This is a genomic window from Corynebacterium sp. p3-SID1761, from assembly GCF_055862885.1.
Map to the genome: position 1 here is coordinate 71,528 of NZ_JBSQBJ010000009.1, position 16,019 is coordinate 87,546.

Consider the following 16,019-nt stretch of genomic DNA (forward strand, 5'->3'; position numbering starts at 1 on the left):
TGACACCTATCACCGTCAACGGTTGGCAGCAGGGGTGGATCGTCCCGGAGGGCGCCTCCGGGCTGGTAAAGATCCACTTCGAAGGCACGGGACTGTACCGCGCCTGGCTGGCTATCGGACTAGTCGCAGCGTTGGTCCTGGTGGGGCTATGCATTTTCGTCGCACGACGGACACGCGGACTGCCGCGCCCGGAACTGGTGGCAAACGAGGAGCCTGCGCAGCATTCTCCACGAGTGCGCCGGGCTATCCGCGCGGCCAAGGTTGTCGCTGGCGCAGCGGCATTCCTCGCCTTGCTGCTGTGTGTGCGCGGCAACTGGGGCAGCGGAAACTACTACGCAGGTGGGTTCGTTGTTAACGGCGCACTGGCCGTCGTGTTGCTGGTCGTAGTCGGCTCGGTACTCGCCCGGTCGTTCCGGTCTGCGCGCACCGAACGCCACCAAGAGTTAATCGCCCGGCGCGCAGGCTCCTCCACAACGGAGTAGCTCAGCGCGGCCACCGGCACGCTCAACACGAACGTCGCCACCAGTACCAGCGCCGTGTGCCCGCTAAAAAGGTTCACGCCCAACAGTGGGAACACAATAGAAAGCAGCGACATGTGCCACAGGAAGATCGCATAAGACCAACGCCCCAGTGCCTGCATCAGCGCGGACTCCAGGAACGTGGATCTTGGCGCCAACGTATAGGGCACGATCAGCGAGGCCGCAAACACCAACCCATACAGCGTCCGGCGGGCGAACTCCGCCGGCGCCGCGTGAGTAAGCCCTTCCGGCCCGTCCGAAGCTGCAACCGCCAGCGCCCCCACAGCCAGGAGCCAAAACACCCAGCGAAACTTCGCGATAGCTCGAACCGTTGGCAACTGGTAACGGGCGTCAATGCCCTCGGCACCTTGCTTACCCGTCAGTGCGTAGGCGCGATCCTGCACGATCGACTCCAGCTCTGCGCCGAGCAATCCCACCCCGAACCACGCAATAAACGCAGGTGGCATGATGTGCGGATTAAGCCCGCCCGGCTCCGGCGCGTCGGCGAATGCGGGGATAAAAGCCCAGCCAAAGCTTGCCGCCGCCACCCCGACGATCCACGCGATACGCCACTTTCGTTCTTGACGCCCCCACGCCACACCGATTAACGGGAGAACGAGGTAAAAGGCCATTTCTACGCACAGGCTCCATAGGTGAGTCAGCCCACCGATGAGACCACCGTCGACGTAGATTTGCGTCATGGTGATGTTGGATAGCATCTGCCATGCCGTTGGTGCACCCGCTACCGGGAAGAACAGCAGAACTATGGCGACGGTAACCAGATAGGCGGGGAAGATGCGCCCGAGACGCTTGACGTAGTAGCCCGCGAGAGTCATCAGATTGTCGTGCGAGGTCGACAATGAGAAATCCGCCCGGTGACGGCGCCACAGCAGGAAACCGGAGAGCGCGAAGAACACCGGGACGAAGAAGTCCGTGCGCGCCATCATGCGGTTAAGAAGGTTGCCGGTATCCGCACCAGTCTGGAACGCGACGTGGGTGATGATGATGCCGGAGCAGGCAATCGCGCGCAGACCCTCCAACGCGGGGAGGAAAGGCGCGGGTCGGGCGGATACTTTCTTTGGGCTCATCGGGATCAGCATAACCGACCGGGCGGACTGGATAGAGCAAAACTGCAGGCGGAAGCTGCAAACCAGACTTTTCTGGAAAAATATTTTAAATCTACGAAGTATCTAGTTTTGATTGGCTAAAGTATTGGAAGCTTCACAGGCTAACTACAGTCACATCAGAATCTTGTTCCTCCGGCCAGTGGTCCGGATAAAAGCAGACAAATAGAGTCAGGAAAAACCATCCTATGAAGAGAATCCTCTCCTCCGTAGCGATCGTGCTCGGCGTGGCATTGCTGGTCTTTGCCATTGCACTGCCCACTTATGTCGTCCCGAAGGGCAAGGTGCTGCCACTGGACCTCGTGTCCACCACTGGCACCCCAAAGACCGAAGGTAATCTGCTAGATTCCGGCGCACTAGCTTCCGGCAAGCCGGTCGGCGACAACAAGGACAAGCCCGAGTGCAAGGGCGACAATCCGCAGGTCAAGTGCTTTATCAACAAGGGGCTCGAGATGCAGTCCCAGCGTTTTACGACCGCACAGGAGCCCTCGGACGATAAGGTCGTGACTTTCGAGGCCGGCCAGACTTTGTTCCGTACGGACAGGAAGGAGCCGAAGAACCTGATTAGCGCCTCCATCGACCACGTCACTCTGGATCGCAAGACCCAGATGCCTGTGCCAGACCCGACGTCCTCGGTGGAGCTAAACGCACCAGCGCTGGATGCAGCGGCGAAGAAGGGCGAAGACGAAGAGGTTGAGACCTCCGTAGCGCCGTTTACCCGCCCCGGTATCACCTACCAGTTCCCGATGGGCACTGACCGTAAGTCCTACGACTACTTCGACATGCAGATCCTAAAGACCCAGCCGATCGACTACGTCGGCGAGGAGGAGCAGGATGGCGAGAAGGTCTACCGCTTCGAGCAGACCGTTCCCCCAACCGAGCTGTACCCGGCTCTGCGTGAGCGCCTGGAGGCCGATGGTGAGCTGTCCAAGGGCGACGAGGGCACCCTGGCTGCGCTGCGCCTAAAGTTCCCGGCGAAGGTGTGGGGCCTGAGCGAGGACGAGATTAAGAACAAGTCCGCCGAAAAGAAGGACGACAAGAAGGACGCCGACAAGAAAGACGAAGAAGGCGCCGACAAAAAGGAAGACCTCGGCCCTGAGGTCGAAATGTCCCGCTACTACACCGTCCACCGCGTGCTGCGCGTGCAGCCGGATACCGGCGTGATCGTCAACGGCTCCGAGGAAGTCTTCCAGTACTACGCACAGGACGACGAGGACGCTCAGCGCATCTACGAAAACAAGGAAGAAGAGATCAAGAATCCGACCCGCACCGCCGTGTACTTCCCCGGCGCGTGGGACGATGAGTCTCGCAAGCAGCAGATGAGCAAGGCCAGCGACGGCATCAAGAAGATGAAGCTCATGGGCACCATCCTGCCGTGGATTCTGGGTGCAGTTGGCCTGATCCTTCTGGTTATCGGTTGGATTGCCCACCGTTCAGCCCGCCTGGCAGGCAAATAATCCCCGCTGAACTACTAGACTATTGGCTGTGAATTCGCAGTCGCTTAAGACCACCGCCAAGCGCGATAGCCTGATCGTGCTGGGGTGGTCTTTTGTAGTTTCCATAGTTACTCTGTGGCCGTTTTGGTTGGGGCTGCGCCCCGACCCCACCAAGGCTTATCTACTGCGGGACATGTTTGTTCCCCACTCGCTGCCGGGCAACTCCAACAACCTGGGGATCAATGATGGCGCCCCACGTGCCCTACCGCAGGATGCGATCCTCACCCTGTTTTCCCCGACTATCCCGGCATCCTTCATAGCCAGCGCGCTTGTCATTGTCTCAAGTTTGATGGGGTGTTTCTTTGCGGCCAAGATGGTGCGGGGGATGGCAAAGGGACGGCTATCGACACAGCTACTGGCGGCTCTTTTCGTCGTGTGGAACCCCTTTGTTATCGAGCGTTTTCTGCAGGGGCAATGGACCGTCGCCACTGCGGGAATGTTGCTGCCAGCCATCGCTTATCTATCCGCGGCTCGCCGCCACGGACTGCTTTATGTCGCGATCTGCCTTTGCGGTTTTGTCCCCACGGGCCTGATCTTGGCACTGATCACGGCGCTGGTTTTTGCTCCTTCACGCGGGGAACGCCTGCGCAGTTTGGCGGCGAGCGCTGTCGCTTCCCTTCCGTGGATGCTGCCGGCGCTGTGGATCTCCAATCCTTCGCAAACCCGCTCCGATGCACTGTCGGCTTCTCTGTTCTCCGCCCGTGGCGAATCGTTTCTAGGCCCCCTCGCCTCCACCATGGGACTTTCCGGTGTGTGGAATGCTGAGGCTTCCCCACCTTCTCGCACCTTGATGTCTGTGGTCATCGGCATGCTGTTGTGCGTAGTGTTGTTGCTCGGCTTTAAAGAGCTGTGGCGCGTCTACCGAGCCGCCGCGGTACTGACGGTTCTTGCCTTAGTGACGCCCCCTCTGCTGGCCACTCCTTGGGGCGTGGATCTTATGGGCTTTGCCATTAGCCATGTGCCCGGTGCGGGCATGTTCCGCGATACAACCAAGTTCGTCTGCCTAGCCATCCCCGGTTTTGTGCTTCTTTTGGCCGTCGCCGTGGAACGGCTGGATCCGCACCGTGCACCGGAAGACTCTCCTAAGGGCACCGCTCTACCGAAGTGGGCGCCTCAGGCGGCGGCCCTGGGGCTGGCGGCTGCGTGTGTACTGACGGTTCCAGCCTTTCCTGCCGACATGGCTCCGCTGAAACGTGTGGAGCTTTCCAATACTTGGGACCAAATGTCCAACATCATCTCTGGCGCGCCCAAGGGAAAGATTGTTCTGCTACCGCCCGGAAATTATCGCTCCAGAGGCAACCGACCACACGTGGCTCCTGGGCTGAAGCTCTTGCCGGGCTCGCCGATGGATCCGGGGTTTTTGGTCGTCGATGGTCACGTGGTCGACGGCAACCCGGCCAGTATGGCAATCCTGTCTGACCTTATGAGTGGCAAGAACACCCTGAAGCGCAACGGCGTGAGCTGGGTGCTGGTGGATTGGTACTCTGTCAGCGACGGAGAGGCGATGGCCAAAGCTATGCAGGTGCTGAACTCGAAGGGCATCCGCCGAGTCTTAAGCTCCGATAACTACGAACTTTTCCGGGTACAAAGTCCAACACTTCCGAAGAACCCTGTGCAGGATCGCGCACCGCTGTACGTGGGCATGACTTTCTACTGGATGCTCATGATGTGGGGAATGTGCTTGTGGCTATGGCGCACAATCCAGAGGCAGACTAGTGCTCGGCCTCCTCGCGCAGCAGTTTCTCCCACGAAGCTCCGGTAGCTTCCCAGGAGAACTCCCGCGCACGGCGCTGCGCGGCACGCCCCATTGCCCGGCGCTTCTCGGGGTTGTCCAGGAGAAACTCCACCGCATTCATCAGCCCACCTGGCGAATCGCACAGCAGACCGGTTTCCCCGTCAATAACAGAATCCCGCAGCCCGGCAGAAGACTCATAACCCACAGTTGGCACTCCGTGTTGCCCGGCCTCAATGACGGCTAGACCCCATCCTTCCTTCCGGGAAGGCATTACGTGCACCGAGGCGCGGTTGAGGATTCGGTGCTTCAACTCCTCGGACACGTAGCCGTGGAAGATCACCAGCGGTTCGATGCCCAGCTCGCGGGCATAGTCCCGCAGACGGTCGGCCCACCACCCGTCGCCGATAACGTCCAAGCGTACGTTCGGGTGGGTGCGCGCCACCGCGGCTACCGCGTCGAGCGCATGTTCAATCTGCTTGTGGGGCACCAGTCGAGAAAGCGCCACCAAGTGAATCGTCGGTTCTTCAATGGCATCGTCGGAGTTGGGGTTAGGGGCGTCCGGAATCAAAGAGGAAGCAACCGGATCCACGCCGTTACGAATGATCTCAATATTGCCGCGAGGCACACCCAACTCGATAAACTCCTCGGCCGACGGTGCCGAGACAGTGACCCAACGGCGACGGCGGTGGATCCATGGCGAGAGAGTCGATTCGATAAACCACCCGATACGGGAGAGCACCGGGCCTGCGACAGACCACTGCTCACGGTGGCAGTGGTGGGTGAGCACGACCGTGGGGGCGCCCGCTACGAGGGAGGCGAAGAAAGGCACACCGTTTTGTGTATCCACCACCACATCTGGGCGCCCGATATCCGCTAACGGCCCCCGCCCCCGACGTGCGGCAAGAATCGCAGCTAGGGCACGCAAGTAGACCGTTAAGTTTCCGCCCCCACGGGAGAAGCGGAAGTTGGGGCTCAGCTGTTCCGAACGAGACGCACCGGAGTAGTGTGCCGTGCGGAAAACTACCTGGTGGCCTTGGTCGGCGAGGTACTGCCCGACTCGCTCCAAATAACGCTCACTGCCGCCACCTTCGGGGTGGTTCGTGTCGCGCCAACAGAGAAGCAGTACTTTCATGATGAACACTATTCTATCCACCCCTGCCTGCACCTTTGAGGGCTTTGGCGAATCTTTAGCGAAACGTGCGCACAATCGCCTCGCAACCTGAAAAGATGGACACTCGATGAGTCTTAATAACCACCCCTCCCGGCAGCACACAGTGTTGAGCGTCTTTCGTCGCCGTGCGACACTACGCCGTTCTTTTGGCCTGCTGAGTGATTTCAAATACGAGCAAACTCGCCCGGATATTTTCTACGGCCACCTAGCTGCGGACACGGTCGGGTTGATCCGGGACGTTTACGCCGGCGTGCGTGGCTTAACAGCTAGTGCAGCTGAGGAGCCTTTGCATGGCGCAAAGATCCTGGACGTTGGCGGCGGACCCGGCTACTTCGGTGTGGCCTTCGACAAAGCCGGCGCGGATTATTACACCTGCGAACCGGACGTAGGCGAGATGGCCGCCGCAGGTATTAAGCTGCAGACCTCGGTGCGGGGTTCGGGGCTAGATCTACCTTTTGTTAGTGACGCCTTCGACATCACCTACTCTTCCAATGTCGCCGAACACGTGCCGGATCCGTGGCGGATGGCGGACGAAATGCTACGGGTGACGAAACCCGGCGGAGTAATGATCTACAGCTACACGGTGTGGTTGGGTCCGTTCGGCGGGCACGAAACCGGCCTATGGCAGCACTACGTGGGCGGGGAGTTCGCAGCCCGGCGCTATGAGCAGAAGATGGGCAAGCCGCCGAAAAACCGTTGGGGCGAAAGCCTGTTTAACGTTTCGGCCTCTGATGGTTTGGAATACGGCCGCAAGGTGCACGCCCGCGCGGATGATCCCGCCGAGCTCGTGGCCGCTTTCCCGCGGTATCACCCGTGGTGGGCATGGTGGATGGTGAGGGTTCCGGGGCTACGCGAGTTCGCGGTCTCGAACTTGGTATTGGTCTTTCAAAAGCGCTGATTCCCCGGCTATCCCCCATGATCCACCTCAATGGGGGCACCACGTGGGGCATAAAAGGGGCAAGAAAAGACATAAGACTACAACTATTTCCCCAAAGAACGGGTAATGTGGCGTGAGACACAAGGTTAGTGCTTTGCGCGTACAAATCACTAACAAATCACTGTCGAGAACGATAGGAAATAGGACTGACATGACCAGTAACACTGGCGCCCCAGAGGCATTCATTTACGACGCCGTCCGCACCCCGCGTGGCAAGGGCAAGCCGGGCGGCTCCCTGCACACCGCAAAGCCCGTCGACCTGCTCTCCGGTCTGATCGAGGCAATCATTGAGCGCAACCCGGGCATCGACCCCAACCGCATCAGCGACGTCATCGCTGGCTGTGTCACCCCCGTCGGCGACCAGGGCATGGACATCGCCCGCACCGCCGCCCTGAACGCCGGCCTGCCGTACACCGCCACCGGCTTCCAGGTGAACCGCTACTGCGCCTCCGGCCTGACCGCCGTGAACCTTGGTGCCCAGAAGATCCGCTCCGGCTGGGACGACCTGGTCTTCGTCGGTGGCGTGGAGTCCATGTCCCGCGTCCCAATGGGTTCCGACGGCGGCGCCCTGGCCATGGATCCGGCCTCCAACTTCTACAACGACTTCATCCCTCAGGGCATCTCCGCTGACATCATCGCCAGCCTGGACGGCCTGACCCGCGAGGATCTGGACACCTTCGCAGCTCGATCCCACGAGCGCGCATCCAAGGCCTGGGAAGAAGGCCGCTTCGACCGCACCGTCGTTCCGGTGAAGGATCAGAACGGCGTGACCCTGCTGGACCGCGACGAGACCATCCGCCCCGGCACCACCGTCGAGGGTCTGTCTGGCCTGAAGCCCGCCTTCGCCATGATCGGCGACCAGGGTGGTTTCGACGCTGTCGCACAGACCAAGTACCCGCAGCTGGAGCGCATCAACCACCTGCACCACGCAGGTAACTCCTCCGGCATCGTCGACGGCGCAGCCCTGCTGGCCATCGGTTCCGAGCAGGCCGGTAAGGACTTCGACCTGACCCCGCGTGCCCGCGTTGTCTCCGTCGCTACTTCCGGTGTGGAGCCGACCATCATGCTGACCGCCCCGGCCCCAGCTTCCCGCGCCGCTCTGGCCAAGGCGGGCCTGAAGCCCGAGGACATCGACATCTGGGAGATCAACGAGGCATTCTCCTCCGTCGTCCTGCGTGCACAGCGCGAGCTGAACATTCCGGACGAGAAGCTGAACGTCTCCGGTGGCGCCATCGCCATGGGTCACCCGCTCGGCGCCACCGGCGCGATCATCACCGGTACCGCTGTCGACGAGCTGCACCGCACCGGCGGTCGCTACGCCCTGATCACCCTCTGTGTCGCAGCTGGCATGGGTGTGGCCACGATCATCGAGCGCGTCTAACCGACCTTTCCCGCAAACCAAAAGCACCAGAAACACTCAAAATTTTCCTCTGACTTCCTCCCGCGAACGGATGCGTGAGGGCGTCAATACATAAAACAAGGAGCATCACACATGAGCATGTTCAAGTGGGACCAGGATGGCGACGGCATCGTAACCATCACCATGGACGACCCGAACCAGCCGGTCAACACCATGAACGACACCTTCCAGGGCGAGCTGCCCGAGCTCGTGGAGAAGCTGCAGGGCGCAGTGGAATCCGGCGAGGCCAAGGGCGTGGTCATTACCTCCGCGAAGAAGACCTTCTTCGCAGGTGGCGACATCAAGTCGATGATCAAGTCCACCCCGGAAGATGCAGAAGCAATCACCAAGCAGATCGACGGCATGAAGGCCGGCCTGCGCGCCATCGAGACCCTCGGCGTGCCGGTTGTCGCCGCCATCAACGGTGCGGCTCTCGGCGGTGGCCTGGAGATCGCGCTGGCTACCCACCACCGCATTGCTTCTGACGCCAAAGGCCTGAAGGTAGGCCTGCCAGAGGTCACCCTGGGTCTGCTGCCCGGTGGCGGCGGTGTGACCCGCATGGTTCGCATGCTGGGTCTGCAGGACGCACTGATGAAGGTCCTGACCACCGGACGCCAGTTCCGTGCCGAGGACGCACTGAAGCCCGGCCTGATCGACGAGATCGTCCCGGCTGACCAGCTGGTTGACGCTGCGAAGAAGTGGATCAAGGAGAACCCGGAAGCTACCCAGCCATGGGATCAGAAGGGCTTCAAGATCCCGGGTGGTACCCCGACCAACCCGAAGCTGGCACAGTTCCTGCCCTCCTTCCCGGCTAACGTGACCAAGCAGATCAAGGGCGCACCGATGCCGGCTCCGAAGGCCATCCTGAAGGCCGCCGTTGAGGGCGCACAGCTGAAGAACATCGAAGAGGCCACGGCCGTAGAGACCCGTTACTTCGTGGAGCTGGTCACCGGCACGACCTCCAAGAACATGATGCAGGCATTCTTCTTCGACCTGCAGTACTGCAACGGTGGCGGCCAGCGCCCCAAGGACGTCGAGAAGAAGCAGTTCAAGAAGCTGGGCATGGTTGGTGCCGGCATGATGGGCGCAGCGATCGCTTACGTGGCAGCAAAGGCTGGCATGGAGGTCGTGCTGAAGGACATCAAGATGGAGGCCGCTGAGAAGGGCAAGTCCTACTCCGAGGGCCTGGAGGCCAAGGCACTGAAGCGCGGCAAGACCACCGAGGAGAAGTCCAAGGCCCTGCTGGACCGCATCAAGCCTTCCGTTGACTACTCCGACCTGTCCGACTGCGACATCGTGATCGAGGCCGTGTTCGAGAACACCGAGCTGAAGCATAAGGTCTGGGCAGAGATCGAGGCTGCCGTGCCGGAGGATTGTGTACTGGGCTCCAACACCTCTACCCTGCCGATTACCGAACTGGCTACGGGTGTAAAGCGCCCGAAGGACTTCATCGGCATCCACTTCTTCTCCCCGGTAGACAAGATGCCGCTGGTGGAGATCATCAAGGGCGAGGAGACCTCCGACGAGACCCTGGCTGCAGCCCTGGACTTCACCGGCCAGATCCGCAAGACCCCGATCGTCGTCAACGACTCTCGTGGCTTCTACACCTCCCGCGTTATCGGCTTCTTCCTGAACGAGGCTATGCGCATGCTGGCTGAGGGCATCGACCCGGCCGTGATCGAGGCCGCTGGCCGCCAGGCCGGCTACCCGGCACCGCCGCTGCAGCTGCAGGACGAGCTGAACCTGAAGCTGGCCCGCAAGATCGGCTCCGAGACCCGGGCTGCTCAGGAGGCCGCTGGCCTCACCGTCGACGACGGTGGCGTGACCGAGATCGTAGACAAGATGCTGGACGAGTACGACCGCCCGGGCAAGCTCGAGGGCAAGGGCTTCTACGAGTACAACGAGGAAGGCCGCCGCACCGGCCTGTGGCGCGGCCTGTGGGACGAGCTGGGCGCCGGCAAGGTGAAGGTCGCCGACGGCGAGTCCACCGTTGCAGGCACCGGCCTGGATTCCGCCACCGTCGGCGCTGCCAAGAAGGCTGCTACTGATTCCACCGGCGTATCCGCTGGCTCCAACGTTCCGGCTGACGCCCCGGCCTTCATCGACCTGGTCGAGCGCCCGCTGTTCGCGGAGGCTCTGGAAACCCAGAAGTGCATCGACGAGGGCGTGCTGACCTCCGATGCGGATGCCAACATCGGCTCCATCATGGGTATCGGCTTCCCGGCATGGACCGGTGGTACCCGTCAGTACATCAAGAACTACGACCGCCCGGCCGCTGCCGTTCTGCCTGAGGGCAAGGTGGCAGACCGCGACGGTGGCGACTACCCGACCCGCGGCGTTGCAGGCTTCGTTGCCCGCGCCGAAGAGCTGGCCGCCAAGTACGGCGAGCGCTTCACTCCGCTGGAGTCGCTGAAGAAGTAGTTCTTCCTCCCCTTTTAGGTAATAGTCCCGGTTAATGGTTCCGCGGAGCCATTAATCGGGGCTAGTCTTTTACCTCTGTCTTGTGCAGCTGCTCGTCTAGATCCTCCGGATCCAGGTTCGCCTGCGAGAACGCGCTGGTCAACGGTAGTCGCAGCTCCAGGTCAGTTCCAGGGCACAGTTCGATCTTGCCCTCCTCCAGGGTGAAATCCAGCACATGCCCGCCGACGGTGCGCGAGTCGTCGATGAAGTGCACGTGGCAGCCGGGAACGGAGATCCCCTTTTCGTAGACCGGTGTGCGGAAGCCCGCGATAATGCCCGTCACGTCGGTGAAGTGCTGCTCGGCGTCATCCTCCGTGACCTGCACCATCGGCCGATACGGCGGTTCCTGCTTGATTACGGTGCGCGTCACCACGCTACTAAAATGCCCGGTAATGCGGACGGCGTACATGTAATTCGAAGAGGGAGTCATGCCGTCGATGAACTTCGATAGATCCGCGCGACGGATATTCTCCGGCGCACGGCGCCGGATGCGGGGTACGAAGTTGGTGGCCACGGCATAAGGGCTACAGGTCTCCAGATCCGCGCGGGTGGCGGTGCCGTCGTGGCGCAGCTGATAGCAAACGCCGTCGATGATCACCATCTCGCCATCCAATGCGTCGAATGTTCCGAGCCCGAAGTTGCCCTTGCCCAGCAGCTCTCCGACGGTCATCTCGCCGTCGTAAATACCGTCCAGGAGGGCGGTCATCAGGGAATTCTGAAAGATTGTGTGCCTGGTTACCGGTGAATCGCTCATGCCCCCATTGTTGCTGGAGCCACCGGCCATTCGCTTTTTGGTGACGCCACTCATTCCCCAGGCACCCCGAAGCGGGGGAGACTAGCAGCCCTTCTTCACGGTAATCGTCCAACCGGCGTCGGTGGTCTGCTCAAAGTTCGTGACCTCATGGCCATCGTTGGCAGCCCATCGTGGGATGGCGTCCGTCGCCTGGGTGCAGTCGAAATCGATCTGCAGTGAATCACCGACGGCAAGGTCAGACATTGCCGCCTTCGCGTCTACCAGCGGGAAAGGGCACACCGCACCGAGGGTGTCGAGCTTATAGGTTCGCTCGCCGACTAGCTGGAGGCCGTTGTCTCCCTCATCGCTTTTCGGCGCCACAGCCTCCGCCGCCGTAGATTTCCGATCTAGCAGGAGCGTTCCGGTGGTTTGGAACCCCAGCTGAGCAGCCATGGACTCGTGGTCTGCAGCACTCGTTCCAGTGCTGGTGGGATTTACGTTGCGCGGTTTGGTCTGAGTCTGGCCAGGCACCGCGTCGGTGGGTTTGAGCCACAGCTTGGAGGCAATGCCGATTCCGATGGCGATGAACAGCAGCGCAACCCATCCCTGGTAGCTGAACAGGGAGGTCTGCACCATGCCGTTGCCCACGGTGCAGCCACCCGCAGCGGACGCGCCCACACCCATCAGCACACCGCCGATAACGGAGCGGACGGCCTGTTCGGCGGAAGGAACGCGCAGCCGGAATTCTCCCGACGCCTTGGCCGCGAAGAACGCTCCTACTAGGAGGCCAAGCACCAGCATGACTCCCCAGTCGACCTTGTCTTCACCGCCAATGAGGAACTTCGACAGGTTGGACGAGGGGCTGGTAATACCCAGGCCGTCGTTACGTCCGGTCGCTGCCGACAGCGGCCATGCGAGCACTCCAAGCGCACCGATGATCGCTGCGGTCGGGTAGAAATGCCATGGCTTCTCTGCGAGTACGTGCGCCAAGCCAGTTTTCTTTGGCTTCAGCGTTGCCATCGTGGGCGCCTTAGCTTCCTGCGAAAGGAAGTGCCGGGTAAGAAAGGCCACACCGATGGCGAAGGGAATCACTAGCCACCAGACGGAGATACCTAGAGAACCGTGGATGGTGGTTATGGGCAGCTTCCAGCTTCGCAATCCCTCATTGAGGAAGTTCAGCGCGCCACCCTTCATAGCCGCAGCGCTTCCCGCATAGAACACGAGGGCAAGCCACGAACCGATGAGGCCTTCTGCCGAGCGGTACCAGGTGCCAGACGCGCAACCGCCGGCCAACACGATTCCTGCGCCGAACAGCAACCCACCGAGAACCACTGCTATTGGAGCAAAGGACTTGTACTCCGGAGTGATCACACCCGCAGAAGTGAGAGCGGCAAGGCCAACGGCATGTACGGCGATAACGATGAGCAGTGCGTTAAAGCCGCGCCACGTCTTGTTGAGGAAAATGTCGCGGATCATGCCGGTGACGCAGAACCGTCCGCGCTGCATAACCCAGCCAAGGACAGCACCTAAAGCTAGTCCGGTGAGAATCATGGGCTCCCCTACTCTAAATCCAAAAAGTGAACCGATCTGTCTATTTTGTTCCGGTCATATTAGCGCTCGTCACCCCTCCCCACAAAGCTATAGCGTCCAAAAGTGACCCAATAAACATTGATAACAACCCCCAACCCAATCCCATAACCCAAGACCAATGCAAACCTATAAATCGTGGATAATTTACAAAGTCGATGCTATAATGGGTGGTGGATCGCAATGGCGCCACCCGCATTTCCTACTCGGAATCCATTTCAACTCCACAACAGAGCTGAAGAAAGTAGGTAGGCTATGGGGCGACGGTTGCGAAAAACTGCCAAACAAATCCATCGAAGCCAAGCCCTTAGGAGGCACAACATGTCCCTCATCAACACCGAGATTCTGGACTTCACCAACCCCGCCTTTTTCAACGGTGAATTCACCGAAGTATCCAAGGACGACGTCCTGGGCAAGTGGTCCATCTTCTTCTTCTACCCGGGTGACTTCACCTTCGTCTGCCCCACCGAGCTGGGCGACCTGGCTGACCACTACGAGGAGCTGAAGGGTCTGGGCGTAGAGGTTTACGCCGTTTCCACCGACTCCCACTTCGTGCACAAGGCATGGCACGCAGAGTCCGATCAGGTCGGCAAGGTGAACTACTACATGCTGGGCGACTCCACCGGCCAGCTGACCAACAACTTCCAGAACATGCGCCCGGGCGCCGGCCAGGCTGACCGCGCTACCTTCCTGGTAGACCCAGAGGGCAAGATCCAGTACATCGAACAGACTGCCGAGGGTATCGGCCGCGACGCTTCCGAGCTGGTCCGCAAGGTCAAGGCTGCTAAGTACGTCGCAGAGCACCCAGGCGAGGTCTGCCCCGCCAAGTGGGAAGAGGGCGAAGACACCCTGACCCCGGGCATCGACCTGGTTGGCAAGATCTAACAAACCCTTATCCCCCGCTGCATAGAAGCGGGAAACCCACGGCGGGCAGGGCTTTCCATTTACGGATCCCGCCCGCCGTTTTTAGTGCCCCTAATAGAAAACACAACGCCTCCTCCCCCGAAGAACCCACCGTGGCGCAATACCCGATTGGGGTGGCGTCAATAGGAAGAAAGAAAGAGAGAGCCTCACATGGCTAAGCAACTTTTGGATGACAACCTGCGCAAACAACTAGGCCAACTCGTCCCGCGCATTACCGAGGACATCGAGCTGGTATACGGCCTGGATGACCGATCGGCTTCCGAAGACCTGGAGAAGTTGCTGCAGGACATCGCCGGGCTGTCCGATAAGATCACCACACGCCGCGACGACGAAGCACACGAGCGCAAGCCCGCCTTCAGCATCGTGCGGACTGGAAGCGATATCTCCGTAACCTTCGCAGGCATTCCGATGGGCCACGAGTTCAGCTCACTGGTACTGGCGCTGCTGCAGGTCGGCGGCAACCCAGTCAAGGAAAACCAAGACCTCATCGAGCAGGTAAAGAACCTGGACGGCGACTACGAGTTCGTGACCTACATGTCCCTGACCTGCCAGAACTGCCCGACCGTCGTGCAGGCGCTCAATACCATGGCGGTGCTGAACCCGCGCATCAAGCACACCGCAGTGGAAGGCTCGCTATTCCAGGACGAAGTGAAGGAAAACAACGTCCTGGCCGTGCCGACCATCTACCTCAACGGGGAGGAGTTCGGCCAGGGGCGCACCACCATCGAGGACTTCGTGCGCAAGCTGGACACTGGTTCCGCCGCGCGCGAGGCGAAGAAGCTGAACGAAAAAGAGCCCTTCGAGGTGCTGGTCGTCGGCCAAGGTCCGGCGGGCGCGGCAGCCTCCATCTACGTTGCCCGTAAGGGACTGAACGTAGGCCTGGTCGGTGAGCGCTTCGGCGGCCAAGTGCTGGACACGAACGCGATCGAGAACTTCATCTCTGTGCCGCGCACCGAAGGCCCACAGCTGGCGGCGGAGTTCGAAGAGCACGTCGGCCAGTACGACATTGACGTGGTGAAGGCCCAGGCTGCGACCGGTCTGACCCCTGCCGCCGAGGAAGGTGGCCTGCACACGGTGCACTTTGGAGATGACGCCACCCTGCGCGCCCGTGCCCTGATTATTGCTACGGGCGCACAGTGGCGAACCCTGGGCGTTCCAGGCGAGGAAGAGTACCGCAACAAGGGTGTGACCTTCTGCCCGCACTGCGATGGCCCACTGTTCAAGGGGAAGTCCGTGGCCGTAATCGGCGGCGGAAACTCGGGCATCGAGGCTGCACTGGACCTGGCGGGTGTGGTTAAGCACGTGACGGTTCTGGAGTTCGGCGAGGCCTGCCGCGCGGATGACATCCTGATGCAGCGCGTGGAGGAAACCGCGAACATCGACGTGATTACGTCGGCAGCTACGACGGAGATCGTGGGCGACGGCAAGAACGTCACCGGCCTGAACTACACGGACCGCACTAACGACGAGTCGAAGTCTCTGGACGTCGCGGGCGTGTTCATCCAGATCGGCCTGGTGCCGAATACCCAGTGGCTGGGCGAATCCGGCATGGAGCTGAATAAGATGGGCGAGATTGTGGTGGACGAGCACAATGCCACCAACATCCCGGGTGTGTACGCCGCCGGCGACTGCACGGAAGTGCCCTTCAAGCAGATCGTGATTGCCCAGGGTGCTGGCGCAAACGCTGCGCTAGGCGCGTGGCAGTACACGGTGACTGCGCCGAAGGCCTAGGGACTGGGTGCGCCGAAGGCCTAGCTGGTCTGACGGCGCGGTCTGGCTGCGCAGCCTGGCGGTAACTGCTGCGTAGCGGGGCTGCGCGACCTGGCGGTAACCGCTGCGCGCCACACCAGCCCCACCAGCCCCACTGAGCTATCTACCCGTTACCTTGTGAGTGTCCCTGATAATGGGGATAGTCGCTGGTCCCGGTATGGCTTA

The 16,019-nt window shown here is 60.9% G+C and carries 11 protein-coding genes; 7 read left to right on the forward strand and 4 right to left on the reverse strand.

Annotated features, from left to right (window positions below; genetic code table 11):
• Nucleotides 1-331: 331 nt before the first annotated feature.
• On the reverse strand, nt 332-1,606 hold the full coding sequence (locus ACWXWJ_RS06240; RefSeq protein ID WP_473963862.1) for an acyltransferase family protein: 1,275 nt from the start codon (nt 1,604-1,606) through the stop codon (nt 332-334).
• Nucleotides 1,607-1,830: 224 nt separating this feature from the next.
• Between ACWXWJ_RS06240 and pgfA the strand changes: the two genes are divergently transcribed.
• Both pgfA and ACWXWJ_RS06250 read left to right on the forward strand, forming a co-directional pair.
• The gene (gene pgfA / locus ACWXWJ_RS06245) at nt 1,831-3,099 is read left to right on the forward strand and encodes a cell envelope lipid trafficking protein PgfA (RefSeq protein ID WP_473963863.1); all 1,269 of its coding nucleotides are present in this window, start codon (nt 1,831-1,833) and stop codon (nt 3,097-3,099) included.
• Between the two features lie 28 nt (nt 3,100-3,127).
• On the forward strand, nt 3,128-4,900 hold the full coding sequence (locus tag ACWXWJ_RS06250; RefSeq protein ID WP_473963864.1) for an MmpA family trehalose lipid delivery protein: 1,773 nt from the start codon (nt 3,128-3,130) through the stop codon (nt 4,898-4,900).
• On the opposite strand, the gene ACWXWJ_RS06255 is transcribed toward ACWXWJ_RS06250, so the two are convergent.
• Nucleotides 4,851-6,005 (reverse strand): glycosyltransferase family 4 protein, encoded by a 1,155-nt coding sequence (locus tag ACWXWJ_RS06255; RefSeq protein ID WP_293790558.1) that lies wholly within the window; start codon nt 6,003-6,005, stop codon nt 4,851-4,853. The genes ACWXWJ_RS06250 and ACWXWJ_RS06255 overlap by 50 nt on opposite strands.
• Before the next feature lie 106 nt (nt 6,006-6,111).
• Here ACWXWJ_RS06255 and ACWXWJ_RS06260 point away from each other — a divergent pair, with 106 nt between their 5' ends.
• The 3 genes from ACWXWJ_RS06260 (at nt 6,112) to ACWXWJ_RS06270 (ending at nt 10,801) form a co-directional block, all read left to right on the forward strand.
• Entirely contained in the window at nt 6,112-6,942 is an 831-nt protein-coding gene (locus tag ACWXWJ_RS06260) for a class I SAM-dependent methyltransferase (protein ID WP_473963865.1), read from the forward strand.
• 190 nt (nt 6,943-7,132) lie between these two features.
• Complete coding sequence (locus ACWXWJ_RS06265; RefSeq protein WP_473963866.1) at nt 7,133-8,362, forward strand: acetyl-CoA C-acetyltransferase; 1,230 nt, start codon at nt 7,133-7,135, stop codon at nt 8,360-8,362.
• Nucleotides 8,363-8,473: 111 nt separating this feature from the next.
• Nucleotides 8,474-10,801 carry a 3-hydroxyacyl-CoA dehydrogenase NAD-binding domain-containing protein gene (locus tag ACWXWJ_RS06270; RefSeq protein ID WP_473963867.1) on the forward strand — a complete coding sequence of 776 codons (2,328 nt, stop codon included), beginning with the start codon at nt 8,474-8,476 and terminating at the stop codon, nt 10,799-10,801.
• Between the two features lie 61 nt (nt 10,802-10,862).
• On the opposite strand, the gene budA is transcribed toward ACWXWJ_RS06270, so the two are convergent.
• Entirely contained in the window at nt 10,863-11,594 is a 732-nt protein-coding gene (gene budA, locus ACWXWJ_RS06275) for an acetolactate decarboxylase (protein ID WP_293790546.1), read from the reverse strand.
• Nucleotides 11,595-11,675: 81 nt separating this feature from the next.
• Entirely contained in the window at nt 11,676-13,124 is a 1,449-nt protein-coding gene (locus ACWXWJ_RS06280) for a YeeE/YedE thiosulfate transporter family protein (protein WP_473963868.1), read from the reverse strand.
• Nucleotides 13,125-13,481: 357 nt separating this feature from the next.
• On the opposite strand from ACWXWJ_RS06280, the gene ahpC reads away from it, so the two are divergent.
• Both ahpC and ahpF read left to right on the forward strand, forming a co-directional pair.
• Nucleotides 13,482-14,045, forward strand: coding sequence for an alkyl hydroperoxide reductase subunit C (ahpC, locus tag ACWXWJ_RS06285; RefSeq protein ID WP_293790540.1), 564 nt, complete (start codon nt 13,482-13,484; stop codon nt 14,043-14,045).
• A 189-nt stretch (nt 14,046-14,234) separates the two neighbouring features.
• Entirely contained in the window at nt 14,235-15,815 is a 1,581-nt protein-coding gene (gene ahpF, locus ACWXWJ_RS06290) for an alkyl hydroperoxide reductase subunit F (RefSeq protein WP_473963869.1), read from the forward strand.
• Nucleotides 15,816-16,019 lie beyond the last annotated feature (204 nt).

Bases quoted from the DNA above. Each gene is read 5' to 3' on its own strand.
- budA (WP_293790546.1), bottom strand. From the start codon at position 11,594: ATGAGCGATTCACCGGTAACCAGGCACACAATCTTTCAGAATTCCCTG.
- ACWXWJ_RS06260 (WP_473963865.1), top strand. From the start codon at position 6,112: ATGAGTCTTAATAACCACCCCTCCCGGCAGCACACAGTGTTGAGCGTC.
- ahpC (WP_293790540.1), top strand. From the start codon at position 13,482: ATGTCCCTCATCAACACCGAGATTCTGGACTTCACCAACCCCGCCTTT.
- pgfA (WP_473963863.1), top strand. From the start codon at position 1,831: ATGAAGAGAATCCTCTCCTCCGTAGCGATCGTGCTCGGCGTGGCATTG.
- ACWXWJ_RS06270 (WP_473963867.1), top strand. From the start codon at position 8,474: ATGAGCATGTTCAAGTGGGACCAGGATGGCGACGGCATCGTAACCATC.
- ACWXWJ_RS06280 (WP_473963868.1), bottom strand. From the start codon at position 13,124: ATGATTCTCACCGGACTAGCTTTAGGTGCTGTCCTTGGCTGGGTTATG.
- ahpF (WP_473963869.1), top strand. From the start codon at position 14,235: ATGGCTAAGCAACTTTTGGATGACAACCTGCGCAAACAACTAGGCCAA.
- ACWXWJ_RS06265 (WP_473963866.1), top strand. From the start codon at position 7,133: ATGACCAGTAACACTGGCGCCCCAGAGGCATTCATTTACGACGCCGTC.
- ACWXWJ_RS06240 (WP_473963862.1), bottom strand. From the start codon at position 1,606: ATGAGCCCAAAGAAAGTATCCGCCCGACCCGCGCCTTTCCTCCCCGCG.
- ACWXWJ_RS06255 (WP_293790558.1), bottom strand. From the start codon at position 6,005: ATGAAAGTACTGCTTCTCTGTTGGCGCGACACGAACCACCCCGAAGGT.